This window comes from Variovorax durovernensis, assembly GCF_977011995.1.
Genome location: NZ_CDRNCW010000001.1, coordinates 5657978 through 5683134 on the forward strand (window position 1 = coordinate 5657978; position 25157 = coordinate 5683134).

Sequence of the window (25157 nt, forward strand, 5' to 3'; positions counted from 1 at the left end):
AGCCGTCACTTGTTCTTGTTGTAGACGTCGATGAACACCGCCGCCAGCAGCACCAGGCCCTTGATGACCTGCTGGTAGTCGATGCCGATGCCCAGGATCGACATGCCGTTGTTCATCACGCCCATGATGAAGGCGCCGATCACCGCGCCCATCACCCGGCCCACGCCGCCCGAAGCCGAGGCGCCGCCGATGAAGCAGGCCGCGATCACGTCCAGCTCGAAGCCCAGGCCCGCCTTGGGCGTGGCCGTGTTGAGCCGCGCCGCGAACACCAGGCCCGCCAGCGCCGCCAGCGCGCCCATGTTCACGAAGGTGAGGAACGCCAGCCGCTGCGTCTTCACGCCCGACAGCCGCGCGGCCTTCTCGTTGCCGCCCAGCGCATAGATGCGCCGGCCGATGGTGGTGCGGTTGGTGACGAAGTCGTACACCACGATCAGCACCGCCATCACGATCAGCACGTTGGGCAGGCCCTTGTAGGTGGAGAGCAGGTAGCTGAAGAACAGGATGATGGCCGCGAAGAACAGGTTCTTCACCAGGAAGAAGGCATACGGCTCCTGCTCCATGCCGTGCGCCGCCAGCCTGGCGCGACCGCGCAGCTTGAAGAACACCAGCGCGACGGCGGCCAGCGCACCGACGATCAGCGATGTGAGGCGCAGTGTGTCTCCGCCCAGCGGATCGGGAATGAAGCCCGAGCTGAGCCGCTGGAACTCCACCGGAAACGGCCCCACCGACTGCCCCGCCAGCAAGGCCAGCGTGAGCCCCTTGAACACCAGCATGCCCGCCAGCGTGACGATGAACGAAGGTATCTTGCGGAACGCCACGAACCAGCCCTGCGCCGCGCCGATGACGGCGCCCGCAAGAATGCTCACGATGGCCGTCGGCACGAAGTGCCACTCGTATTCCACCATCAGCACCGCTGCCAGCGCGCCGATGAAGCCGCACACCGAGCCCACCGAAAGATCGATGTGCCCCGCCACGATCACCAGCAGCATGCCCAGCGCCATGATGACAACGTAGCTGTTCTGCAGCAGCAGGTTGGTGAGGTTGAGCGGCCGCAGCAGCGTGCCGTCGGTCAGCACCTGGAACAGCACCATGATCGCGACCAGCGAGATCAGCATGCCGTATTCGCGCAGGTTGTTCTTCAGGAAGCCGGCATGCAGCCTGGCCGCCCCTTCCTGCACCGGCACCGCCGGCTTCATCGCGTTGACTTCAGGCTGCGACATGAACGGAACTCCCTGAACTCACGATGGCATGCATGATGCGTTCCTGCGAAGCCTCGGCCGCGGTGAACTCGGCCACGAAGCGGCCCTCGTTCATCACGTAGATGCGGTCGCACATGCCGAGCAGTTCCGGCAGTTCAGAAGAAATCATGAGAATGCCTTTGCCCTCGCTCGCGAGCTGGTCGATGATGGTGTAGATCTCGTACTTGGCGCCCACGTCGATGCCGCGCGTGGGTTCGTCCAGAATCAGCAACTCGGGTTTGGTGAAGAGCCACTTGCTCAAGACGACCTTCTGCTGGTTGCCGCCCGACAGGTTGACCACCAGCTGTTCGACGCCCGAGCAGCGGATGTTGAGTGCCTTGCGGTATTCGTTGGCCACCTTGAATTCGCGGCCGGTGTCGATCACCGTCGAATCGGCCACCGCCTCCAGGTTGGCCAGGGTGATGTTCCTGCGGATGTCATCCTCCAGCACCAGCCCCAGTCCCTTGCGGTCTTCGGTGACGTAGGCGACGCCGTGGTCGATGGCCTTGCGCACCGTGCTCACGTCCACCGGCTTGCCGTGCATGAACACGGAGCCGCTGATGCGCTGGCCGTAGGACTTGCCGAACACGCTCATGGCCAACTCGGTGCGGCCCGCGCCCATGAGGCCCGCAATGCCGACGATCTCGCCCTGGCGCACGTTCAGGCTCACGCCCTTGATCTGTTCGCGGTCGGCGTGCAGCGCATGGTGCACGCGCCAGTCGCGCACCTCGAACACGGTCTCGCCGATCTTCGGCGCGCGCTGCGGATAGCGGTGCGCCATGTCGCGCCCGACCATGCCGCGGATGATGCGGTCCTCGCTGATAGGCTGCGCGCGGCAGTCCATCGTCTCGACGGTCGCGCCGTCCCGCAGCACGGTGATCGAGTCCGCCACCTTGGCGATCTCGTTGAGCTTGTGCGAGATCAGGATCGACGCAATGCCCTGGCGCTTGAGCTCCAGCAAGAGCATCAGCAGCGCGTCGCTGTCCTTCTCGTTGAGGCTGGCGGTGGGCTCGTCGAGGATCAGCAGCTTCACTTCCTTGGCCAGCGCCTTGGCAATTTCCACCAGCTGCTGCTTGCCCACGCCCAGGTCGGTCACCAGCGTGGTCGGCGGCTCCTGCAGGCCCACCTTGGCGAGCAGCTCGCGCGTCTTCGCATAGGCGGCGAACCAGTCGATCACGCCGCCGCGCGTGATCTCGTTGCCCAGGAAGATGTTCTCGGCAATCGACAGCAGCGGTACCAGCGCCAGCTCCTGGTGGATGATGATGATGCCGAGCTTCTCGCTGTCCGCAATGCCCCGGAAGCGGCGCACCTCGCCCTCGAAGCGGATCTCGCCCTCGTAGGAGTCGCACGGGTAGACGCCGCTCAGCACCTTCATGAGCGTCGACTTGCCCGCGCCATTCTCTCCCACCACGGCGTGGATCTCCCCGGCGCGCACGCCGAGGTTGACATTGCTCAGCGCCTTCACGCCGGGAAACGTCTTGGTGATGCCGCGCATCTCGAGGATGGCGCCGGCATCGGCGAGGCTGCCTTCGATGCTCACTTGATCTGGCTTTCCTTGTAGTAGCCGCTGTCGACCAGCACCTGCTTCCAGTTCGACGCATCCACGCTCACCGGCTTGAGCAAGTAGGAGGGCACGACCTTGATGCCGTTGTTGTAGGTCTTGGTGTCGTTCACCTCGGGCGTCTTGCCCGAGAGCATCGCGTCCACCATCGACACCGTCACCTTGGCCAGCTCGCGCGTGTCCTTGAAAACGGTCGAGGTCTGCTCCTTGCGCAGGATCGACTTGATCGAAGGCACCTCGGCGTCCTGCCCCGACACGATGGGCATCGGCTGCGAGCCAGAGCCGTAGCCCACGCCCTTGAGCGACGACAGGATGCCGATGGAGAGGCCGTCGTAAGGCGACAGCACAGCATCCACCCGGTCCTTGGTGTAGTAGGCCGACAGCAGGTTGTCCATGCGCGCCTGCGCCACCGCGCCGTCCCAGCGCAGCGTGCCGACCTTGTCCATGCCCATCTGCTTGCTGCGCACCACCAGCTTGCCGCTCTTGATGTACGGATCGAGCACCGACATCGCACCGTTGTAGAAGAAGAAGGCGTTGTTGTCGTCGGGCGAACCGCCGAACAGCTCGATGTTGAACGGCCCCTTGCCGCTCTTCAGGCCCAGCGTCGCCTCGATCGACTGCGCCTGCAGCACGCCGACCTGGAAGTTGTCGAAGGTGGCGTAGTAGTCGACGTTCTTCGAGCCCTTGATGAGCCGGTCGTACGCGATCACCTTCACGCCCTTGTCGGCGGCCTTCTGCAGCACGTCGGACAGCGTGGTGCCGTCGATGGCCGCGATGACCAGCACCTTTGAGCCCTTGGTCACCATGTTCTCGATCTGGGCGAGCTGGTTGGGGATGTCGTCGTCGGCGTACTGCAGGTCGGTCTTGTAGCCCTTGTCCTTGAAGTACTTGACCATGTTGGCGCCGTCGGCGATCCAGCGCGCCGACGACTTGGTGGGCATCGAGATCGCGATCAGGCCCTTGTCCTGCGCGCTGGCCAACGGCGAGAAGCCGACGATGGCGAACGCGATGCCCGCGAGCGATGCCTTGAGGAATTTGCGTTTCATGTCGGGGTGTCCTCAGTACTTGCGGTTGGGGAATTCTTTGGCGGCCACTTCCATGGGGAAGATGCTTTCAACGGTCACGATGCGCTTGGGCAGCGTCTTGCCTTCCTTGATGTCCTTCACCGCCTGCATCAGCTGCGGGCCGAGCAGCGGGCTGCACTCCACCGACACGTTGAGCTTGCCGGCGATCATGGCCTCGAAGGCGCCCTTCACCCCGTCGATGGAGATGATGACGATGTCCTTCGCGGGCTTCAGGCCTGCCTCTTCGATGGCCTGGATGGCACCGATGGCCATGTCGTCGTTGTGCGCGAACAGCACATTGATCTTCTTGCCGTCGGCCTTCAGGAAGGCTTCCATCACCTCCTTGCCCTTGGCGCGGGTGAAGTCGCCGGTCTGCGAGCGGATGATCTTGAACTTCGGGTCGGCCTTGATGATTTCCTCGAAGCCCTTCTTGCGGTCGATGGCCGGGGCCGAGCCCACGGTACCCTGCAGCTCGACGATGTTCACATCGCCCTTCTGGTCCTTCATCTTCTCGACCAGCCAGCGGCCGGCCTTGCGGCCTTCCTCGACGAAGTCGGAACCCATGAAGGTCACGTAGAGCGAGTCGTCCTTGGTGTTGACGGAGCGGTCGGTCAGCACCACCGGGATCTTCGCGGCCTTGGCCTCGCGCAGCACGGTTTCCCAGCCCGACTCCACCACCGGCGAGAAGGCGATCACGTCGACCTTCTGCGCAATGTAGGAGCGGATGGCCTTGATCTGGTTCTCCTGCTTCTGCTGTGCATCGGAGAACTTCAGCTCGATGCCGGCGTCCTTGGCGGACGACTTGATCGACTCGGTGTTGGCGGTGCGCCATTCGCTTTCGGCGCCCACCTGCGCGAAGCCCAGCACGAGCTTCTTCTGTGCGAAGACGGACACGGGCAGCATGCTGCCCAGGGCTGCGGCGGCGAGCGCGGTGTTGAGGGTGCGGCGATTCATGGTCATGGGATGTCTCCTTCTTGATGTCGCGAGGACTTGCAGTTGACTGTTGGTAGTGATGAACGAAACCCCGTCAGGTCAGGCCAGCATGTAGCCGGTCTTCACCGTCGTGTAGAACTCCGCGGCGTGGCGCCCTTGTTCGCGCGGCCCGTAGCCCGACCCCTTGCGGCCGCCGAAGGGCACGTGGAAGTCCACCCCCGCGGTCGGCAGATTGACCATCGTCATGCCGACCACGGCATGGCGCCTGAAATGCATGGCGTGCTTCAGCGAATTGGTGCAGATGCCCGCGCACAGGCCGAAGGGCGTGTCGTTGCACAGCGCCAGGGCCTCGTCGTAGTCGTCGGCGCGCAGCACGCAGGCCAGCGGGCCGAAGACTTCCTCGCGCGCGATGCGGTGCGAAGGCTTCGCCAGGAACAGCGCGGGGCTCATGTAGTGGCCGCGGGTGGCGCGCTCCAGCGCCTCGCCGCCCCAGACGTGCTCGGCGCCTTCCTCGCGCGCGATGCCGACCCACGCGAGGTTCTGCGCCAGGCGCTCCTCGTCGGCCACCGGGCCGATGTCGATGCCGCGTTCCAGCGCATGGCCGATCTTCAGCGCCTTGAGCCGCTGCCGCAGCTTTGCCACGAAGGCGTCGTGCACCGGTGCTTCGACGATGAGCCGGCTCGACGCGGTGCAGCGCTGGCCGGCGGAAAAATACGCCCCCTGCACCGCGCAGTCGACGGCGCGGTCGAGGTCGGCGTCGGCCAGCACCACCAGCGCGTTCTTGCCGCCGGTCTCCAGCTGCACCTTCGCGCGCCTCGCGGCGGCGACCTGCAGGATGCGTTCGCCGTTGGCCACCGAGCCCGTGAAGCTCAGCGCATCGACCAGCGCGCTGTCGACCAGCGCCTGCCCCACTTCGCGGCCGCTGCCCATCACAAGATTGAAGGCGCCGGCCGGCACGGCGGCGCGGCTGATGATCTCGGCCAGCACCCAGCCACAGGCCGGCACCAGCTCGGCCGGCTTGAACACCACGCTGTTGCCGTGGGCCAGCGCGGGCGCGATCTTCCAGGCGGGAATGACGAAGGGCGAGTTCCACGGCGTGATGAGCCCGACCACGCCCACCGGCTCGCGCGTGACGTCGACCTGCACGCCCGCCCGCACCGAGGCCACGTTCTCCCCGCCACCGCCGCCTGCGCCGCTACGGATGGCCTCGCCCGCGAAGAACTTGAAGATCTGGCCGGCGCGGGCCACTTCGGCCACGGCCTCGGGCAGCGTCTTGCCTTCCTCGCGCGCCAGCAGCAGGCCCAGGTCGTCCTTGCGCGCCAGCAGCTCGGCGCCGATACGGTCGAGCACGTCGGCGCGCCGCTGCGGCGTGCTGTGGCTCCAGTGCGGAAAGGCTTCGGTGGCAGCGCGGATGGCGGCTTCGGCCTGGCGGCGGTCGGCACGTGCGTACTCGGCCACCACTTCGCTGGTGTCCGAGGGATTGGCGCTCACACCGGTGGTCGCGCTGGTTTCCCAACGGCCATTGATGTACTGCCGCACGTTCAGATGAATCTCGCCGTGAATCACCGTGGCGTCGACCTTGTCTCTGTTGTTCTTGAAGTGAGGGCAGTCTAAGAACAGAATCGATATCGATCCAATCGTTTTTTACGCAAAATGCATATCAATCGCTGGATTCTGGAAAACCCGATCAGTCCTTGGTCTTAAGAAAAATGACGAACTACAACCACTGGTTCATCCGCGCCCGGCTCAAGACGCGGCAACTGCTGCTGCTCGTGGCCCTGGCCGAGGAAGGCAACATCCACCGCGCGGCGCAGGTGCTCAACATGACGCAGCCGGCCGCCTCCAAGCTGCTGAAAGACCTGGAAGACGTGCTGGAGGTGCCGCTGTTCGACCGCCTGCCGCGCGGCATGCGCCCGACCTGGTACGGCGAGACCATGATCCGCCACGCCCGCGTCGCGCTCGCGAGCCTGAACCAGGCGCATGACGAACTCACCGCACTCAAGGCCGGGCGATTCGGCCAGGTGAGCGTGGGCGCCATCACCGCGCCGGGGCTCACGCTGCTGCCGCCGGCCGTGGCCATGGTCAAGCGCGAGCAGCCCGACCTGCGCGTGTCGCTGGAGATAGAAACCAGCCCGGTGCTGATCGAGCGGCTCGAGCAGGGCAAGCTCGACATCCTGGTGGCGCGCCTGTTCGCCGAGCACGACAAGTCGCAGTTGCGCTACGAGGCTTTGAGCGAAGAGCCGGTGTGCGCGCTGGTGCGGCCGGGCCATCCGCTGCTGGGCGTGAGCAGCCTCACGCTGCGCGACGTGGTGAGCGCCGGCTGGATCGTGCCGCCCGCGGGCAGCGTGCTGCGCCACCGCTTCGAGCTGATGTTCCAGGAAGAAGGCCTGGCGCCGCCGACCAACACCATCGAGAGCCCTGCCCTGCTCTTCATCACGCGCATGCTGCAGCAGAGCGACATGGTGGCCGTGCTGGCGACCGACGTGGCGCGCTACTACGCATCGCACGGCATCGTGTCGCTGCTGCCGCTGAATATGCCCTGCCACATGGACGCCTTCGGCATCATCACGCGCACCGACCGGCTGCTGTCGCCGGCGGCCAGGGTGATGATGAAGGCGCTGAAGACGGCCAGCGCCAGCGTCTACGGGCGCAAGCTGGAGATGGAGATCGACTGACCGGATTCATTCGAGGATGCCGCGGAACCGGCTTTGCCGGGCCGCAGGCATTGCCCCCGGCGAGGGGCTTGGCGAAGCGACACGAAGTGCGCAAAGCCTGGGGGAGTACCTGATTACGTCCAGCCGGCGTCCACTGTGAATTCCTGAGCCGTACACATCTTCGCGTCGTCGGATGCGAGGAACAGCACCATGCGCGCGATGTCTTCCGGCATCAGCTTGTCGGGCAGGCACTGGTTGCGGTGCAAGGCCTTCTCGCCTTCTTCGTCGAGCCACAGTTTCACCTGCCGCTCGGTCATCACCCAGCCGGGCGACACCGTGTTGATGCGGATGCGGTCGCGGCCCAGATCCACCGCCAGCCCGCGCGTCAGGCCGTTCACCGACGACTTGGCAATCGCATAGCAGGGGTAGCCCGAGCCCTTGGTCTGCCAGCCCGTGGAGCCCAGGTTCACCACCGAGCCGAAGCCCAGCCGCTTCATGCCCGGCACCACCGACTGGATGGCGAACAGCGCCGGCCGCTCGTTGATGGCCATGCGGTTGTCGTAGTAGTCGGGCGTGACCGACTCGAGCGTGTGGCGGTCGTCGCTCGCCACGTTGTTGACCAGCACCGCGAAGTCGCCGAGTTCGCCCGCCGCATCGGCAATGGCCTGCTGCAGCGCGGCGATGTCGCGCACGTCGCACGTGCGCCACCACGGCGCTGCATGGCCGGCCGCCACGATCTGCCGCGCGAGTTCCGCGCTGGCGCTCTCGGCGATGTCGACGAAAGCCACGCGCGCGCCCTGCGCCGCGAATGCCGAGACGATGGCCGCGCCGATGCCGCTGCCGCCGCCGGTGACGAACACTGTGCGGTCCTTCAGGCTCGGATGAATGGAAAGCTGGGGGGAATTCAAGAAAGGTCTCCAGAAGCCCGGCAAGTGACATTGCAATATGCATATCAATCGATGCCAGTATTTTTAATTTCAGTTATCAATATGCCTTGATACGATCCGCCGCGTCAAGAAGACATGACACCGAGCAACGGAAACAACAAATGAACAAGCACGAGACAAACACCTCTTCTTCCCCCGCACCGGTCGTCGAAGGCGCGCCCGAATGCATCTGGCCCGCCGGCGCCAACCTCGGCGAAGGCACGCTGTGGTCGCAGCGCGAGCAGGCGCTCTACTGGATCGACATCCTCACGCCGCGCCTGTTTCGCCTGGACCCCGCCACCGGCGCGCGACGCACCTGGACCTTCGACGAGGAGATCACCGCCATCGCCGAGCGCGCCTCGGCGCCGGGCCTCTTCATCACGCTGCGGCGTGGTTTCGCGCTGTTCGACACCACCGTGCCCGGCGACGAGGCGAAGCCGCGCTACCTGCACCAGCCCGAGACCGAGCGCACCGGCAACCGCTTCAACGACGGCAAGTGCGACGCCCGCGGCCGCTTCTGGGCCGGCAGCATGGACTTCGACTGCAAGGCCCCCACCGGCGCGCTCTACCGCTACGACGCCGACGGCCGCTGCACCCGCCACGACGACGGCTTCGAAGTGACCAATGGGCCGACCTGGTCGGGCGACGGCCGCACCATGTACTTCAACAACACGGTGCTCAACAAGCTCTACGCCTACGACTTCGACATGGAAGCCGGCACCGTGTCGAACCGCCGCGAATGGCACCGCTTCCCCAAGCCCGACGGCCTGCCGGACGGCATGACCACCGACGCCGCCGGGCGCCTGTGGATCGCGCACTGGGGCGGCTCCTGCGTCACCTGCCACGACCCGGTGAGCGCGGCGGAGCTGTGCCGCATCGCCATACCCGCGAGCCACGTGACCGACTGCGCCTTCGGCGACGCCGACCTGCGCACGCTCTACATCACGACCGCGCGCAACGGCCTCACGCCCGAGCAGCAGGCCGCCGAACCGCTGGCCGGGGGGCTCTTCAAGGTGCGCATCGGCAGCCCCGGCGTGCCGGCGGCGCTGTTCGCGGGCTGAACTTCGCTGCTTCAGCCGATGCCGAACCGGTGCTCGGTCGCACTGCGGAACACCTCGGAAGGTCGCAGCACTGTTGAGGGAAAGTCCGGCCGGTTCGGCGAATCGGGGAAGTGCTGCGTTTCCAGGCACAGGCCGTCGCCCTGCCGCAGGCTCGCGCCGCCGCTGCCCAGCAGGCTACCGTCGAGGAAGTTGCCCGAATAGAACTGCACGCCGGGCTCGCTGGTGTGCACTTCCATCACGCGGCCCGACGCCTCGTGCGCGAGCCGCGCCGCCAGCGCCAGCCCATGGTGCGCGGGGCCTCGGTCGAGCACCCAGTTGTGGTCGTAGCCGTGCGCGAGCAGCAGCTGCTCATGGCCCTGGCGGATGCGCTCGCCGATGAGCGTGCCGGTGCGGAAGTCGAAGGGCGTGCCGGCCACGTCGGCCAGGCCGGTCGGTATCAGCGTGGCATCGACCGGGCAGTAGCGGCTCGCCGGCAGCGTCAGCCGGTGGTCCATGACCGAGCCGCCGGCGCTTCCTGCAAGGTTGAAGTAGTCGTGATGGCTCAGGTTCAGCACCGTGGGCCGGTCGGCCAGCGCGCTGTAGTCGATGCGCCAGGTGTTCGCCGTCGTGCTCAGGGTGTAGCGCACCGTGGCGCGCAGTTCACCGGGGTAGCCTTCTTCGCCGTCGGGGCTGGTGTAGCGCAGCTCGATGGCGATGTCGCCGCCGGCTTCTTGCGCCGTCAGCGGCACGATGTCCCAGAAGCGCGTGCCGAAGCCCTTTGCGCCGCCATGCAGCGAATTGGGACCGTCGTTCAGCACGAGTTGGTGAGCCACGCCGTCGAGCGTGAAGCGCCCCGCCGCGATGCGGTTCGCGAAGCGTCCGACGATGGTGCCGAAGTGCGGATGCGGCTTCAGGTACTCCTCCAGCGACGGCAGCCCCAGCACGATGTTCGCGGCCTGCCCGTGCCGGTCGGGCACGCGCAGCGCGGTGACGATGCCGCCGAGGTTGATGGCGCTCAGGCTCAGGCCCCGGCCGTTGTCGAGCGTGTATTCGGTCACGGCGCGGCCGTCGGGCATGCGGCCGTAGGCGCGCGAGGTGATGGATTGGCTCATGGGTGTGCGTTCTGCAGGCTAGGGAAACAGCGCCTCGCGCGCGCACAGCGAGGCGGTGCGCAGGCCGATGCGGTCCGTGAGGTCGTGATATTCGGGCGGCTCGGCCGCGTGCGTGCGGATCTCCACGCGGTGCCCGGCCTTGCCCACCGCGTCGGCAAAGCGCTGCTGCAGCGCGAAGGGTGTGTTGTGGTCGTCGCGGTTGCCGATCAGCACGATGCGCCGCGACGGGTCGCGCGCGATGCCGCCCACATGGTCGAGCGGGTCGTAGAACTGCGCGCTGCCGGTGGTGTCGGTGCGCCCGCCGTTCGAGCGGCCCAGCAGCGTCGCGCGCTCCAGCAGCCCGTAGGCGCCCGATGTCAGCACCGCGCAGGCCACGCGCGTGCGCCCCAGCGTGAGCAGCGCGGCGCCCGCGGTGGCGCCGCCGCTGTGGCCGAGGATGACGATGCGCTGCAGCTTGTGGCGCTGCATGAGCGCATCGAGCGCGGCGTCCAGCGCATGGAACTCCACCAGCTCGCGGCGCTTGCGGTGGTCGCCCGACGAGCCGTAGGTGCCCGGCCGCGCCATGAAGACCCATGGCACGCCGGCGCGGTCGCGGCTGCGCTGTGCGTCGAGCGTGCGCAGCGGCTCGGTGTTGCCGGGGATGCGCGTGGGCGCCTGGTCCATCACGCTGTCGCGGTCGCCCGAGAACTGCACGATGGCGATGCGCGCGCCGTCGATGTCGTCGCTCGCGAAGTAGCGGATGCAGGCCGGCCCCTCGGCCGGCTGCACCCACAGGTAGCCGGCACGGTCGGGGCAGCTCGCGCGATCGGCGGGCTGGTTCCAGTGCAGCACCTCGTCGTTGCTGGCGGCAAAGGGGCGCGGCACGTCCGGGCCGGTGCGCTGCGCGCAGGCGGCCTGCGCCAGCGCGCAAAGCACAAGGGCGCAACGGGCATGCCGCCGCAGGAAGCCGAGCATGCTCATAGCTTGCGCAGCAGCACGGGCACCTCGCCGAAGTCGGAGCCGACGCGGTCGCCCTTCACCAGCACCAGGTCGCCATCGCGCAGGAAACCGCCGAGGTAGCCCGCGAGCTGCGCCGCGTCGTCGAAGTGCGGGCCGAGCAGTTCGGCCGGCACTTCCTCGCGCAGCCAGCGCATCTCGTCGCCGTGCGTCACCACGTGCGCGATGCCCGACTGCAGCAGCGGCGCGGCCAGGCTGCGGTGCATGGCCTCGGCGTCCTTGTCGAGGTTGATGATGCGGCCCAGCACGCCGATCTTGCGCACGACCGGGCCCTGCGCCGCGCGCTGGAAGCCGCGCACGAACTCCATGGCGTTGCGCATCGACATGACCTCCGCGTTCCAGCTGTCGTCGATCAGCGTGGCCTGCACGCCGGCCTGCGTGCGCAGCGGATGCACCTGCATCACCGAGGCCGGCAGGCGCACATGCGGCATGCGCGCGCAGGCGGCTTCGGCGTCGAAGCCCATGGCCACCAGGGCCGCGAAGGCCAGCGCCGAATTGCGCACCAGCCCAGCGCTATGCAGCGGAAACGAATACGCCACCGTGCGCCCCGCCATCGCGATGCGCACGCGGCAGCCGCCGCCGGGCTCGGGCTGCGTGTCGACGATGCGGATGTTGGCGTCGGGCCCCGTGCCCACCACCCAGATCGCGCCGGCCGTGCGCGCCGCCGCCTGCACCACCTGCTGCAGGCAGGCAATGTGGTCGGGCACGATGGCCACGCCGCCGGGTTCGAGCCCCAGGAAGATGCGCGACTTGTATTCGGCCGTGAGTTCCAGCGTCGAGGCCTGCCGGGTCTGCGACAGGCCGATCTCGGTGATGACGGCCACGTGCGGCCGCGCCACCAGCGATATGGGGCCGCGCTCCATCCAAAGGCTGCTCTGCGCCATTTCGAGGATGCACACATCGGCGTCGGCCGCGAGGTTGGCCAGCATGGCCGGCACGCCGACGCGCGAGTTGTAGTTGTCGATGGTGGTGTGCACGCGCGCGCGCTCGGGCAGCAGGTCGCGCAGCATGGCGATGGTGGAGGACTTGCCCACCGTGCCTGTCACGCCCACCAGCAGGCCCTTGTAGCGCGCCCGCGCGGCGGCGCCCAGCGCGAGCATCGCGGCAATCGGGTCGTCCACCCGCAGCAGTGGAAAGGCCGCGTCGAGCCCCTCGACTTCGTGCGCGACCACGGCGCCGGCCAGCGCTTGCTGCAGGCCGGGCAGTTCGAGGTGGCGGTCCCAGTTGTCGGCGCGCGGCTTGCTGTAGCTCTCGTGCACTGCGAGCGTGCGGTAGTCGGACGCCACGAAGAGCGACGGCCCCGGCAGCATCGACATGTGGATGGGCCCGCGCACCACCGAGTTCACGAACCAGCCCGGCGGCGGCTCGACCAGCCAGCGGCCCCCGGTGATCTGCTGCAGTTGCGCGGCGGTCCACACCGGCGCGGGCTTGTTGCCCTCGCCCAGGCGGTCGACAGCAAGCACGGGCGCGGGGCGCTCGGGCAGCGGCACCGGGAGTTCAGGCACGCGCAGGCCGCACCACACATGCAGGCGTCGTGCACTCGAGAGTTCTGGCGGAAGATCGGGCAGGCTGCCGCGTATGCGCACCTCGATTTGCAGCACGTCGCTTTCGAGCAGGCCGGGGCGCGGCGGGCGCAGGCCGTAGCGGTCGCGGTAGATGCGGCCGGGCTCCCAGCGGCTGGTGGGCCACATCCAGTCGCACGGGTCGTGGTCCATGCCCTCGCCCCAAGGCGGCATCGTGCGGCTGCGCATCGGCAGCGCGCGGAACTGCAGCCGCAGGTCGGCCGCCACGGGCTCGTCGGCGCACCAGAAAGATTCGACCCACAGCATGCGCCGCCCGGCGATCTGCCGGGGCGCGATGCGCAGCCCCAGCAGGCGCAGCGGGCCGAACTGCAGCGGCGTGATGCGCGCGTCGAAGGGCACCGCGTCGACCAGCCACTCGGGGCGCGGCGTGCGCACCGGGCCGACGACCGGCGCGGGCCGCGAAGCCGGCGCCTCGGCCGCGGCCGGGTCGGCCTGGAACACCGGGCGCTCCGGCGGCGACAGCCGCAAGGCGCAACGCCCGCCCTGCACCACCGCCACCTCCGTGCCGAGCGCGCGGCATTGCGCGGCGAAGCGCGCGCCGAGCGCCTCTGCCTCCTCGCCCGCCAGCTGCCGCGAGAAGCCGTAGCCGACGCCGACCGGCGTGAACACCACCGCCTCCACGCCGCGCAGGCCCAGCGCCAGCGTGAACACGCCGGAGTCGCCGAAGTCGTTGCGGATGGAGTCGAACAGCAGGTCACCCGCGTCATGCAGGATCGGCCGGCCGCGATAGACCTCGATGCCCTGCAGCACATGCGCCGAGGTGCCAAGCACCGCATCCGCACCCGCGTCGACGATGGCATGGCCGACGGCGATCTCGGCCGCCGAAGGCTCGGTCTCCAGGTTGGCGCCCCAGTGCACCGCCACCAGCACCACGTCCGCCTCGCGGCGCGCGGCTTCGATGCGCGGTGCGAGCTCGGCGCTCCATGCAGCGGGGTCGTCGAGCGGCAGCCAGGCCGCGCCCGCGCGCTCGGCGGTGGCGGCAAAGCGCGGCTGCGTGGCGTCGAGCGAGAACAGCGCCACGCGCACGCCGCCCGCGCGGCGGAAGGCGGGGCGCAACGCGGCCTCCAGCGTGCGCCCGGTACCGGCGTAGGCGATGCCGGCGGCATCGAGGTGCGCCTGCTGCTCGAGCAGCGCCTCGGCGCCGTAGTCGCCGCTGTGGTTGTTGGCGGTGGCGACCATGCCGATGCCGGCCTCGGTCAGCACGGCGAGCATCTCGGGCCGTGCGCGGTAGTAGTACGGCCCCGCCTCGCCCTTGTCCACGCCCTGCTCGCCGGTGGTCGCGACCACGCATTCGAGGTTGACGATGCGCAGGTCGGCATCGCGCAGCGTGGCGATGTCGCCGAGCATCCTGCGCGCGCCGCCCAGCTCCTGCATGCGGAAGTGCTGGCGCCGCGCCAGGTTCACGTCGCCGCCCCATGCGACGGTGCCGGTGCCTGCGCGCCGCCCTCCTTGCTGTTGGCCCTCGCTCGCCTTCAGCATGCGGTGGTAGGCCACGTAGCCCGACAGGTAGTGCTCCACGTCGTCGATGCGCACGCGGAAGCTGTGGTGCTTGATGAAGAACGAGCCGGCGATGCGGTCGGGGTTGCGGAAGAACATCGCCAGCTCGGGCCAGAAGTGGCCGTTGGCGAGGTAGCGCGCGCGGTAGGCCAGCGCGCGGTCGAACTTGTCGCGGTCGAGCTCGGCCAGCAGGGGCCGCAGCGCGGGGTCGGCTTCGAGCCGCAGCACCATGTCGCGCGCGGCCATCATCAGCTCGAGCAGCGTGGGGAAGGTGGTGATGCGCTCGAGCACGAAGTCCAGGTAGCCCGCCACGTTGCGCAGGCCGAACTGGTAGTAGCGCGTCTCGGGCCTGTAGCGGGTAAGTTCGTTGACGCAGTAGCTCAGCCAGTGGTCGTGCGCGCGCCAGTGCTCGGCCGCGATGAAGTGCTCGAAGGCTTTCTCGACCACCGCGAGCCAGCGCGCGTCGCGCGTGAGGCCGTACAGCCGCATCAGGCCGAAGGCGGCTTCGCCGTCGTAGTAGATGACGCGGAACTTGTCTTTCACGTCGAGCGCGGGCGCATTCAGCACGTGCACGAAGCTGCCGGTCTCCGCGTCCTGCATGTGGCGGATGCCGAGCGCAAGCTGCTCCAGCAGCGGCAGGAACTGCCGGTCGCCCGTGAGCTCGGTGTACTTGACCAGCGCGAGCAGGCACACGGCGCTGCCGCCGAGCTTGATCTCGTTGCCGATGTCCAGCAGGTAGGCGGCGCGCGTGCCGTCGGGCAGCACGGCCGGGCGGATCAGCGTGCCCGCGAGGAAGCCGATCGAGCGGTCGATGGATGCCTTGAGCACGTCGCTGCGCGTGAGCTCCCAGGCCTCGAGCATCGCGTAGGTCGAGCTTGCGTGGCGCAGCGTGTTGTAGGTGGGAATGAGGCGGTCGAAGCAGGGAAACCAGCCGTAGTCGAACTCGCCCGTGGGCTTGACCTGGGCGGCGAGGTAGGTGCTGGCGTCTTCGATGAGGGTGCGGATCTGCGGCGCGTTCCAGTCGGTGAGGGTGCGAAAGCCGGCGGCCTGCCCTTCTGCGGTGATGGGCCATGCGCCCTTGGCGTCGACGTACACGGCGCGGGTGGTGAAGCACCAGACGGGCGTTTCGTCGTCTGACGGAAAGTCGATCTCGCGGCCGAAGCGGCGTTTGCTGAGCAGGTGCAGGTTGCCGGGGTTGGGCTCGGCGTGGTCGACGTCACCGTTGTAGAGCACCGCGCCGCCGTGCATTTCCTGAGCGAGCAGGGCCAGCTCGAAGCGGGCGTCGAAGGCGATACCTTCGTTGAAGTAGTTGCGCTTGGTTTGCGCCAACTTCGCCTTGAGCTCGCGCCAGCGCATGGGGGTGACTTTGTCGACGACCTCGGCGCGCAGGCGTTGCGGCGGCTGTTCGCCGCGGCCGGCCTGCACTGCGATGGCTTCGGCGGCGGCTTGCCATGCGGCTTCGACATCGGCACCACGGCCGGATGCCACGCGGGCGCGGCTGCTGCCTTCGCCTGTGGCGAAGAACACGACGCATCCAGCCTCCGGGGTGGCGGGGTTGGTCGCGGGCAGCATGCCCGCCGGGTCCGCCAGGGCTTGCCTGGCTCGGTTCAACAAATCGACTAGGGGGTTCGGATCGATGTTCATGCAGCGTCGAATGATGACAGGGCGTCGAGCGGCTTGCCATCCCGTCAATCCATGGGATCGCTTGTTGCTGTTTGCTCTTGGGGTGGCTTTGTTCGGGGCGCGTGCACAGGGCACCGGGTACTCCCCTCCGCGAATGTCCCCCGGCCTGCGGCCTCCTCCTTTATTTCGCTGCGGGGAGCACCCGGCGCCCTGCGCACGGTGAGGGCGGCTGTGGGGTTGGGGGTTCGGCCGTTGCGGCGCATTTCAGACGGAAATGCGCGGGTGCGCCGCTGAGCTTTTTACGAACGGCGAGCGTCGATGAACCAAAAATAGTCAGCAACATGGGCATTGAAATGGCGCAGACTGCTCTGCCCTATGCGACCAGGACCGGTCGCGTTCTTTGAAAGAAAGGAAGCATGTCATGGTCACAGTCGCGTTGTTCGTTCGCCTGGAAGCGAAGCCCGGGAAAGAGAAAGACGTCGAGAGTTTTCTCAAGGGTGGTCTTCCTCTCGTCATGGAAGAGCCAGCCACTACCGCCTGGTTCGGCATTCGCCTTGGGCCGTCGACCTTCGGAATCTTCGATGCCTTTCCGGATGACGCAGGCCGCCAAGCGCATCTGTCGGGCAAGGTTGCGGCGGCTTTGATGGCACAGGCGGGGGAGTTGTTCTCCGAGCCGCCGTCCATTCAAAGTGTCGACGTGCTTGCGGCAAAGCTACCCGGCTAGGCAACCAATCAGGGCGCGCCAGCCGCTACCCGCCGGTCTCAGGCGCCGCGCGTCGCGCCTTCTCGTTCAGCTGAAACAGTTGCCCCGCCTTGCGAGCCAGATCAGCCGCAAGCCAGAGCAGGTTGTCCAGTTGCCGAGGCCCTTCACCGCTGCGCCAGTCGATGCCTTCGCCGTGGCAAACCCACAGGAGCGCTTCGAGCTGAGAGAGGGTGTTTTCGAGAAGATCCGCCGGGCCCTGGGCGGCGTCTTCGGAAGTTGCCGGCGTGCGAGGCCGGGCTATAGTCTTGGTAGCGATTTTTGTGCGGTTCCTTCCAAGGTGGTTGCACGAACCTGGTTAGACGGTCGGGGTGCTCGTAACACCTCGGCCGTCGCCTTTTGATACCTCGCATCCGCATCGCTGCTTTCGCACCGACGACCTGCCGCGAGGCAAGCAGCCTTCAAACATCTGGGTGGTGGGTGTGTTGCGCCTTCCTTCCCCCTTGGTGGGGTCTCGAGTGACAGGGGCATCCACTCTAGAGAAGAACCCGGCGAAACAGCCGCTCGATACAGCACGAAGTCCCGCAGAGCGCCAACAAATGCAGCTTCCACAGCAGCACTGAACGCTCACGCTGGCGGGGTGCCTTGCGCAGCGAAATAAAGGAGGAGCCCGAAGGGCGGGGGACATTCGCGGAGCAAGGTACCCCGTCGGCGTGAGCACGCCCTGAAGGCATCCGACACCCAGGCCTTCGATACCGCATCGAGCCGCAAGGCCTCTGCGACAGCCGCCATGCGAATCGCGCCCGCGCCGCAGAATTGCCGCTCCTGTGGAGCCGCACCGTCATGAGTCAACCAACATTCCCGCCCCGCCTGTTCGAGCCCCTGAAGCTCGGCCAGCTCGACATAGACAACCGCATCGTCATCGCGCCCATGTGCCAGTACTCCGCCACGGAGGGCACGCCGGGCGACTGGCACCTGATCCACCTCGGCCACCTGGCGCTTTCGGGCGCGGGGCTGCTGATCATCGAGGCAACGGCGGTGGAGGCCGAAGGGCGCATCTCTCCCGGCGACCTCGGCCTTTATTCCGATGCCAATGAAGAAGGCCTGGCGCGGGTGCTGCATGCCACGCGCGCTTATTCGCCCATCAAGATCGCCATGCAACTGGGGCACGCGGGGCGCAAGGCGTCGAGCCGCGCGCCGTGGGAAGGCGGCAAGCAGATCCGCCCCGGCGAGCCCGGCGGATGGAAGGCTTATGCGCCCTCGCCCGTGCCGCATTCGCCCACCGAAGACCCGCCCATCGCGCTTGACGCCGCCGGCTTGCGGCGCGTGCGCGATGCCTTCGTGGCGGCGGCACGGCGCGCGGCGCGGCTGGGCATCGACGGCATCGAGATCCACGCGGCGCACGGCTACCTGCTGCACCAGTTCCTGTCGCCCATCGCCAACCACCGCGACGACGAATACGGCGGCAGCCTCGAGAACCGCATGCGCTTTCCGCTCGAAGTTTTCGACGCGGTGCGCGAAGCCTTTCCGGCCGAGCGGCCGGTGTGGGTGCGCGTGTCGGCCAGCGACTGGGTGCCCGGCGGCTGGGACCTCGACGGCACGGTCGCGTTCTCGCAGGCGCTGAAGGCACGCGGCTGCGCGGCCATCCATGTGTCGAGCGGCGGCGTGTCGCCGCAACAGGCCATCACGCTGGGCGCGGGCTACCAGGTGCCGTTCGCGGCACGCATCAAGGCCGAGGTCGGGCTGCCGACCATCGCCGTCGGGCTCATCACCGAGCCGGCCCATGCCGAGGCCATCATTGCCGAAGGGCAGGCCGATGCGGTGTCGCTGGCCCGCGCGATGCTGTACGACCCGCGCTGGCCGTGGCACGCGGCGGCCGAACTGGGCGCGCAGGTGAAGGCGCCGCACCAGTACTGGCGTTCGCAGCCGCGCGAGTTCAAGGACCTGTTCGAGAACGCGGCGTTCGGCGCGCGCTAGCTAGCTAGCTAGTCAGCGTCCATCGAGTTCCAGATAGAAAAAGGTGGTGGCGCACGGCTCTCCCTGCGGCAGCAGCGCGAAGCCGGGAACGCTGCCCACCCTCGTCCACCCGGTGCGGGCGTAGAGGCGTTCGGCGTCGGGGCTGGAGGTGTCGAGCACCAGCAGCGTCTTGCCGCGCTCGCGCGCCTGCTGCTCGGCGGCCCGCATCAGCAGCTCGCCGATGCCCCGGCGCCGCGCCCTGCGGTGCACCAGCATCTTGGAAACCTCACCGCGATGCGGCTGGTTCTCGGGCTGGGCCAGCACCACCTGCACGGTGCCGACGATGCCTTCGGCGTCCTCGGCCACCAGCAAGTCGCGCTCGCCGGCGGCCACGCCCGCGGCCACGTTGCGCCAGAAAGCCTGTGCGCGCTCGGGCGTGAGCGGATGCATGAAGCTGACCGACGCGCCGCCCTCGACGCAATCGATGAGCAGGTCGGCCAGCGCCTGCAGCTGGCCATCGCCCACCGTCGAAAGAAGTCGGATGCGGGGCGCTTCGAAATTCGTCATGTCATTCATCTCCACGAAAAAGGCACAGTCGCGATCACCACGGCGTAGCGGGTGGTCTCGCGCGAGGGGTTGTAGTAGCTCATGGGGCGGTCGAGCACCATCGCCAGGCAGTCGCCGGTGGCGAGCCGGTGGTTTTCGTCACCCAGCGTGAGTTCGATGACGCCGTCGAGCACCCACACCTGCTGGTGGATGAGCGGCTCGCGCGCCGCGGTTTCGTAAGCCACGCGCGCCTTGGGCGGAAACAGCACCTCGACGATCTGTATGGGCGAGGCGAAGCCGCTGGGCGACACATTGCGCCGCACGTAGCCGGAGTGCGGGTCGCGCCACTGCAGCTGGCCGGCCAGCCGCGACACCGGGTCGGCGGCGGGCGCGGGCGCCTCGAACAACGAGGCCAGCGACACGCCGAGACCGGTCGCGAGTTTTTCGAGCAGCACGGCGGTGGGACTGCTTTCGCCGCGCTCGATCAGCGAGATCATGGAACGGCTGACGCCGCAGTGCGTGGCCAGCGCGTCGAGCGACAGGCCGCGCTGCGCGCGCAGGTCGCGCACGCGCTGCGCGATGCGGTCGTTCAGTCCGGAGGGGGTTTCTTCTGTTTCCTTCATATTGGATGAAATATCCATCATGAAGGAAGCTACGTCAAGCCTCCCGGCAGTTCGCCCTCACCGGGAAGGGCCGATCAATGCGGCGCGCGCGGCTTCCGAAGGAAAGACGCAGGCCACGTCGTGCGCGCAGCCCGGCACGACCACGACTTGACGCTGCTTGCCGGGCGCAAGCACCGCGCGGTCGTACTGCGCATAGGCGAGGCCACGCTGCAGGCGGAACGAGCCTTGCGCGAGCGCCGCGCAGGACCGGTTGAGAACGCGATAGGCCGTGCCCTTGGCGTCGTTGCTGTCGAGCGCGCCTTCGAGGTAGCTGATGTCGGCTTCCGCATACTGCCGGCGCGCCTGCTCCGCGCTGCGCCCAAGGTGCGCGGGCAGGTCGTCGGTGCCGTACTTCCAGCGGTTCATCTCGGGGCATGCGGGGGCACCGGGCACCGCGAATCCCGCGACCGACGTGCCGTCGATTGCGAACTGCGGGCGCACCGGGTCGAAATAGAGCCACGTGCTCGGGTCGGCAACCACGTAGCGGACGGCCACCTTGCCCACCTTGCCCGCTGTGCCGCCGATCTGCGCGAAGGCGGCATAGCGCTGCACGAACTGCCCGCCCGCCGAGAAGCCGGCGATGGTGATGGTGCGCAAGCCCGGCCAGCGCTGCACCAGCTCGACCACGAGAGCGTCCATGACCGCGAACGAGCCGATGCGGCTGCCCGATGCCGAACGACCGCCTTCGAGCCAGGAGCCGCAGGTCCACAACAGGTCGCCGGACTGCGGTGCGGGCAGGCCCGGCGTGTTGCAGCGGCCTGCCGCGGCTTTGTCGGCGGGCACCTGGAAGAGCGGCGCGATCACCAGCGTGTCGCCCAGCGTGCCGGCGTTGCGGACGGTGCGCAGCGTTGCCTCGAAGGTCTTGTTGGCATCGCGCGAATGGCCGTGCATGGCGATGAGCGCCTTCGTCGGCCCGGCTGCGGTGGCAGTTGCGGCCATTGCGGCCGGGGCATCGGGATCGAGCGAGGCGTAGTAGTGCAGCGCACCTGCGGCACCGGCCGGCGTGAAGCTGTGCAGGCAGTCCGCAGCCGCCGAGGACGTGCAGACGGAGGAGTCGGCTGCTGCCGCATATGCAGGCCAGCACGCCGGCAGGCACACGGCCGCAAGGAAAAGAAAGAGCCTTCTGTAGCTGGGCATGTTCGCAAGACTGCAAGGATGGAGCGCGGATTCTCTGCCTGCCGCCATCTGCGAACCTGACTGCCCCTGGCCGGCTCAACCTAGCGATTTACTCTGCCAAAGCACAATTCTTCGAACACAAATTCGGCAAGGAGGCGCAGATCATCCAACATATCTCCAGCATGAGCCGCACATGAGCACCACCAACGACTCCGACCCCCTGCCCTCCTCGTTCGCGGCATTCGCCGACGCGCTGCCGCCCGGGCCTTCGCCGCTGCGCGAGCAGATCACCGCGGCCTGGCGCCGCGCCGAACCCGAGGCGCTGCCGCCGCTCCTCGAGCAGGCCCGACTGCCGCGCGGGCAGGCCGAAGAGGCGCATGCACTGGCGCATCGCATCGCGCAGCAACTGCGCTCGCGCAAGAACGCGAGCGGCCGCGCCGGCCTCGTGCAGGGGCTGCTGCAGGAATACGCGCTGTCGTCCCAGGAAGGCGTCGCGCTGATGTGCCTGGCCGAAGCGCTGCTGCGCATTCCCGATGCCGAAACGCGCAACGCGCTGATCCGCGACAAGATCGCCCACGGCCAATGGCAGACGCATGCGGGCCGCAGCCCGTCGGTGTTCGTCAACGCCGCCACCTGGGGCCTCCTGCTGACCGGCAAGCTGGTGGCCACGCACAGCGAGACCGGCCTGTCGGCCGTGCTCACGCGCCTGATCGGCAAGGGCGGCGAGCCGTTGATCCGCAAGGGCGTGGACATGGCGATGCGCATGATGGGCGAGCAGTTCGTCACCGGAGAAACCATAGGGCAGGCGCTGGGCAATGCGCGCGAGCTGGAGGCGCAGGGCTTTCGCTACTCGTACGACATGCTCGGCGAGGCCGCGCTCACCATGGAAGACGCCGGGCGCTACAAGCTCGCGTATGAAAAGGCGATTCACGCGATCGGCAAGGCTTCGGATGCGCGCGGCGTGTACGAAGGCCCGGGCATCTCGATCAAGCTGTCGGCGCTGCACCCGCGCTACAGCCGCGCGCAGCACGCGCGCGTGATGGCCGAGCTGTACCCGGTGCTGCGCGAACTGACGCTGCTGGCGCAGCGCTACGACATCGGCCTGAACATCGACGCCGAGGAAGCCGACCGGCTGGAGCTGTCGCTCGACCTGCTGGAGCGCCTGTGCTTCGAACCGGCGCTCGCGGGCTGGAACGGCATCGGCTTCGTGATCCAGGCGTACCAGAAGCGCTGCCCCTTCGTGATCGACTACGTGATCGACCTCGCGCGCCGCAGCCGCCACCGGCTGATGGTGCGGCTGGTGAAAGGCGCCTACTGGGACAGCGAGATCAAGCGCGCGCAGATCGACGGGCTCGACGGCTACCCGGTCTACACGCGCAAGGCCTACACCGATGTGTCTTACCTCGCCTGCGCGCGCAGCCTGCTCGCCGCGCCGGAAGCGGTGTACCCGCAGTTCGCCACGCACAACGCGCACACGCTGGCCGCCATCTACACGATGGCCGAGCCGTCGCGCTACCAGCCGGGGCAGTACGAGTTCCAGTGCCTGCACGGCATGGGCGAGCCGCTGTACGAGCAGGTGGTCGGCCCGCTCGGGCGGCCATGCCGCATCTATGCGCCGGTGGGCACGCACGAGACGCTGCTGGCCTACCTGGTGCGCCGCCTGCTGGAGAACGGCGCGAACACCTCGTTCGTGAACCGCATCGCCGACCCGACGATTTCGCTCGAAGCGCTGGTGGAAGACCCGGTGGCAACGGTGGAACACATGGCCGCGCAGGAAGGCGCCGTGGGGCTGCCGCATCCGGCGATCGCGCTGCCTGCGGCGCTGTACGGCACGCAGCGCCGCAACTCGCGCGGGCTCGATCTTGCGAACGACGACAGCCTGCGCCTGCTGGGCCAGACCCTGCGGGCCACCGCGCATGAAGGCTGGCATGCCGAGCCGATGCTGGCGGTGGGCGCCGACACGCAAAGCGAACCGGCCGATGTGCTGAACCCGGCCGACCATCGCGATGTGGTCGGGCAGGTGCGGGAGGCCACGCCTGCCGATGTCGAATCGGCCGTCTCGCAAGCTGCCGGCATTGCCGCAGCATGGGCCGCCACGCCGCCCGCCGAACGCGCCGCCATGCTCGAGCGCGCCGCCGACCTGCTCGAAGAACAAATGCCGCGCCTGCTCGGCCTGCTGGCGCGCGAGGCTGGAAAGACCTATGCCAACGCCATCGCCGAAGTGCGCGAGGCGGTGGACTTCTTGCGCTTCTACGCGGCGCAGGCCAGGAGCGATTTCTCGAACGACACGCACCGCGCGCTCGGCCCGATGGTCTGCATCAGCCCGTGGAATTTTCCGCTGGCGATCTTCACCGGCCAGGTGGCCGCCGCGCTCGCGGCGGGCAACCCGGTGCTCGCCAAGCCGGCCGAGCAAACGCCGCTGGTCGCCGCCGAGGCGGTGCGCGCGCTGTGGCAGGCCGGCGTGCCGCGTGCCGCGGTGCAACTGCTGCCGGGACGCGGCGAGACGGTGGGCGCCAGCCTGGTCGCCGACGCGCGCGTGCAGGGCGTGATGTTCACCGGCTCGACCGAGGTTGCGCGCATCCTGCAGAAGACGCTGTCGCAGCGTCTCGGTGCCCACGGCGCGCCGGTGCCGCTGATCGCTGAGACGGGCGGGCAGAACGCGATGATCGTGGACTCCTCCGCGCTGGTGGAGCAGGTCGTCACCGACGTGATGGCCTCGGCCTTCGACAGCGCCGGCCAGCGCTGCTCCGCGCTGCGCGTGCTGTGCGTGCAGGAAGAGGCGGCCGACCGGCTCGTCGAGATGCTCGAAGGCGCTATGGCCGAGGCCTGCATCGGCAACCCCGCATGGCTGGCAGTGGACGTGGGCCCGGTGATCGACGCGGAGGCGCGCGACGGCATCGAGCGCCACATCGCGGCCATGCGCTCGCGCGGCCACAAGGTCTACCGCCAGGGCCGCGAGCATGGGCAGGACACGCGCCACGGCACCTTCGTGATGCCCACGCTGATCGAGCTCGACAGCATTTCGGAACTGCAGCGCGAGGTGTTCGGCCCTGTGCTGCACCTGGTGCGCTACCGCCGGCGCGACCTTGGCGCGCTGGTCGGGCAGATCAACGGCACGGGCTACGGCCTGACGCTGGGCGTGCACACGCGCATCGACGAGACCATCGCGCAGATCGTGCAGGACGCCAAGGCGGGCAACGTGTACGTCAACCGCAACATCGTGGGCGCTGTGGTGGGCGTGCAGCCCTTCGGCGGCGAAGGGCTGTCGGGCACGGGGCCGAAGGCGGGCGGGCCGCTGTACATGCTGCGCATGCTGTCGAAGCGGCCCGACGATGCGATGGCGCGGGCGATGGACGGCGACGGCGCTTCCGAGGCAGCGCCGCACGCAGGGCTGTCGGCGCTGGCCCGCTGGGCGCGGGACAACGGACGCGACGCGCTGGCAGCGCAGTGCGCGCGCTTTGCATCGCTGTCGCGCGCCGGCGACTCACGCACGCTGACCGGCCCTACCGGCGAGCGCAACGTCTACACGCTGCTGCCGCGCGAGGCGGTGCTTTGCCTGGCCGGCACGGAGGCCGACCGGCTGGCGCAACTGGCAGCCGTGCTGTCGGTGGGCAGCACCGCCATCTGGCCGGCCGATGCCGACACGCAGGCCTTGCGTGCGTCGCTGCCCGCCGAGGTGCAGCAAAGCGTGGCCATCGCCAGCGACTGGTCTTCACCGACCGTGGCCTTCGACGCCGCGCTGCACCACGGCGACGAAAGCGGCCTGGCCGATGCGATGCAGCGCATTGCCGCGCGCCCCGGCCCCATCGTCGGCGTGCGCGCCTTCGCGCCGGGCGACGCGGACATTCCGCTCGAAAGCCTGGTGGTGGAGCGCGCGCTCAGCGTCAACACCGCGGCAGCGGGCGGCAACGCGAGCCTGATGACCATCGGCTGAGTGCCGCCGGCCAGCC

At 68.3% G+C, this 25157-nt stretch carries 17 protein-coding genes; 5 read left to right on the forward strand and 12 right to left on the reverse strand.

Annotated features, from left to right (window positions below):
• Positions 1-5: 5 nt before the first annotated feature.
• From mmsB to ACWV14_RS26880, 5 genes are all read right to left on the reverse strand, one after another.
• Entirely contained in the window at positions 6-1220 is a 1215-nt protein-coding gene (mmsB, locus tag ACWV14_RS26860) for a multiple monosaccharide ABC transporter permease (RefSeq protein ID WP_454904561.1), read from the reverse strand.
• On the reverse strand, positions 1207-2733 hold the full coding sequence (gene mmsA, locus ACWV14_RS26865) for a multiple monosaccharide ABC transporter ATP-binding protein (RefSeq protein WP_454906086.1): 1527 nt from the start codon (positions 2731-2733) through the stop codon (positions 1207-1209). The genes mmsB and mmsA overlap by 14 nt, the downstream gene beginning before the upstream one ends.
• Before the next feature lie 41 nt (positions 2734-2774).
• Positions 2775-3845 carry a multiple monosaccharide ABC transporter substrate-binding protein gene (gene chvE, locus ACWV14_RS26870; protein WP_454904562.1) on the reverse strand — a complete coding sequence of 357 codons (1071 nt, stop codon included), beginning with the start codon at positions 3843-3845 and terminating at the stop codon, positions 2775-2777.
• Positions 3846-3857: 12 nt separating this feature from the next.
• On the reverse strand, positions 3858-4823 hold the full coding sequence (locus tag ACWV14_RS26875) for an ABC transporter substrate-binding protein (RefSeq protein ID WP_454904563.1): 966 nt from the start codon (positions 4821-4823) through the stop codon (positions 3858-3860).
• A gap of 72 nt (positions 4824-4895) precedes the next feature.
• Positions 4896-6362, reverse strand: a complete 1467-nt coding sequence (locus ACWV14_RS26880; protein ID WP_454904564.1) for an aldehyde dehydrogenase family protein — start codon at positions 6360-6362, stop codon at positions 4896-4898.
• A gap of 143 nt (positions 6363-6505) precedes the next feature.
• Here ACWV14_RS26880 and ACWV14_RS26885 point away from each other — a divergent pair, with 143 nt between their 5' ends.
• Entirely contained in the window at positions 6506-7471 is a 966-nt protein-coding gene (locus tag ACWV14_RS26885; RefSeq protein WP_422088180.1) for a LysR family transcriptional regulator, read from the forward strand.
• Positions 7472-7584: 113 nt separating this feature from the next.
• Here ACWV14_RS26885 and ACWV14_RS26890 read toward each other — a convergent pair whose 3' ends face one another.
• Positions 7585-8358 carry an SDR family NAD(P)-dependent oxidoreductase gene (locus ACWV14_RS26890; protein ID WP_081268559.1) on the reverse strand — a complete coding sequence of 258 codons (774 nt, stop codon included), beginning with the start codon at positions 8356-8358 and terminating at the stop codon, positions 7585-7587.
• Between the two features lie 140 nt (positions 8359-8498).
• Between ACWV14_RS26890 and ACWV14_RS26895 the strand changes: the two genes are divergently transcribed.
• Positions 8499-9437 carry an SMP-30/gluconolactonase/LRE family protein gene (locus ACWV14_RS26895; protein WP_454904565.1) on the forward strand — a complete coding sequence of 313 codons (939 nt, stop codon included), beginning with the start codon at positions 8499-8501 and terminating at the stop codon, positions 9435-9437.
• An 11-nt stretch (positions 9438-9448) separates the two neighbouring features.
• Here the strand turns inward: ACWV14_RS26895 and ACWV14_RS26900 are convergent, their stop codons facing one another.
• The 3 genes from ACWV14_RS26900 to ACWV14_RS26910 are packed head-to-tail and all read right to left on the reverse strand — an operon-like array spanning position 9449 to position 16248.
• Positions 9449-10528 (reverse strand): aldose epimerase family protein, encoded by a 1080-nt coding sequence (locus tag ACWV14_RS26900; RefSeq protein WP_454904566.1) that lies wholly within the window; start codon positions 10526-10528, stop codon positions 9449-9451.
• 18 nt (positions 10529-10546) lie between these two features.
• The gene (locus ACWV14_RS26905) at positions 10547-11488 is read right to left on the reverse strand and encodes an alpha/beta hydrolase family protein (RefSeq protein ID WP_454904567.1); all 942 of its coding nucleotides are present in this window, start codon (positions 11486-11488) and stop codon (positions 10547-10549) included.
• Positions 11485-16248, reverse strand: a complete 4764-nt coding sequence (locus tag ACWV14_RS26910; RefSeq protein WP_454904568.1) for a CapA family protein — start codon at positions 16246-16248, stop codon at positions 11485-11487. The genes ACWV14_RS26905 and ACWV14_RS26910 overlap by 4 nt, the downstream gene beginning before the upstream one ends.
• A gap of 400 nt (positions 16249-16648) precedes the next feature.
• Between ACWV14_RS26910 and ACWV14_RS26915 the strand changes: the two genes are divergently transcribed.
• Positions 16649-16951, forward strand: coding sequence for a putative quinol monooxygenase (locus ACWV14_RS26915; protein WP_422088185.1), 303 nt, complete (start codon positions 16649-16651; stop codon positions 16949-16951).
• Between the two features lie 819 nt (positions 16952-17770).
• Positions 17771-18904 carry an NADH:flavin oxidoreductase/NADH oxidase gene (locus ACWV14_RS26920; RefSeq protein ID WP_454904569.1) on the forward strand — a complete coding sequence of 378 codons (1134 nt, stop codon included), beginning with the start codon at positions 17771-17773 and terminating at the stop codon, positions 18902-18904.
• A 12-nt stretch (positions 18905-18916) separates the two neighbouring features.
• On the opposite strand, the gene ACWV14_RS26925 is transcribed toward ACWV14_RS26920, so the two are convergent.
• The 3 genes from ACWV14_RS26925 to ACWV14_RS26935 are packed head-to-tail and all read right to left on the reverse strand — an operon-like array spanning position 18917 to position 21228.
• On the reverse strand, positions 18917-19450 hold the full coding sequence (locus ACWV14_RS26925; RefSeq protein WP_454904570.1) for an N-acetyltransferase family protein: 534 nt from the start codon (positions 19448-19450) through the stop codon (positions 18917-18919).
• Positions 19451-19455: 5 nt separating this feature from the next.
• Complete coding sequence (locus tag ACWV14_RS26930; RefSeq protein WP_454904571.1) at positions 19456-20052, reverse strand: helix-turn-helix domain-containing protein; 597 nt, start codon at positions 20050-20052, stop codon at positions 19456-19458.
• A 57-nt stretch (positions 20053-20109) separates the two neighbouring features.
• Positions 20110-21228: a hypothetical protein gene (locus ACWV14_RS26935; RefSeq protein ID WP_454904572.1), complete on the reverse strand. Its 1119-nt coding sequence runs from the start codon at positions 21226-21228 to the stop codon at positions 20110-20112.
• A gap of 172 nt (positions 21229-21400) precedes the next feature.
• On the opposite strand from ACWV14_RS26935, the gene putA reads away from it, so the two are divergent.
• A complete protein-coding gene (gene putA / locus ACWV14_RS26940; protein WP_454904573.1) occupies positions 21401-25141 on the forward strand; it encodes a trifunctional transcriptional regulator/proline dehydrogenase/L-glutamate gamma-semialdehyde dehydrogenase in 3741 nt (1246 codons plus the stop codon).
• Positions 25142-25157: the final 16 nt, after the last annotated feature.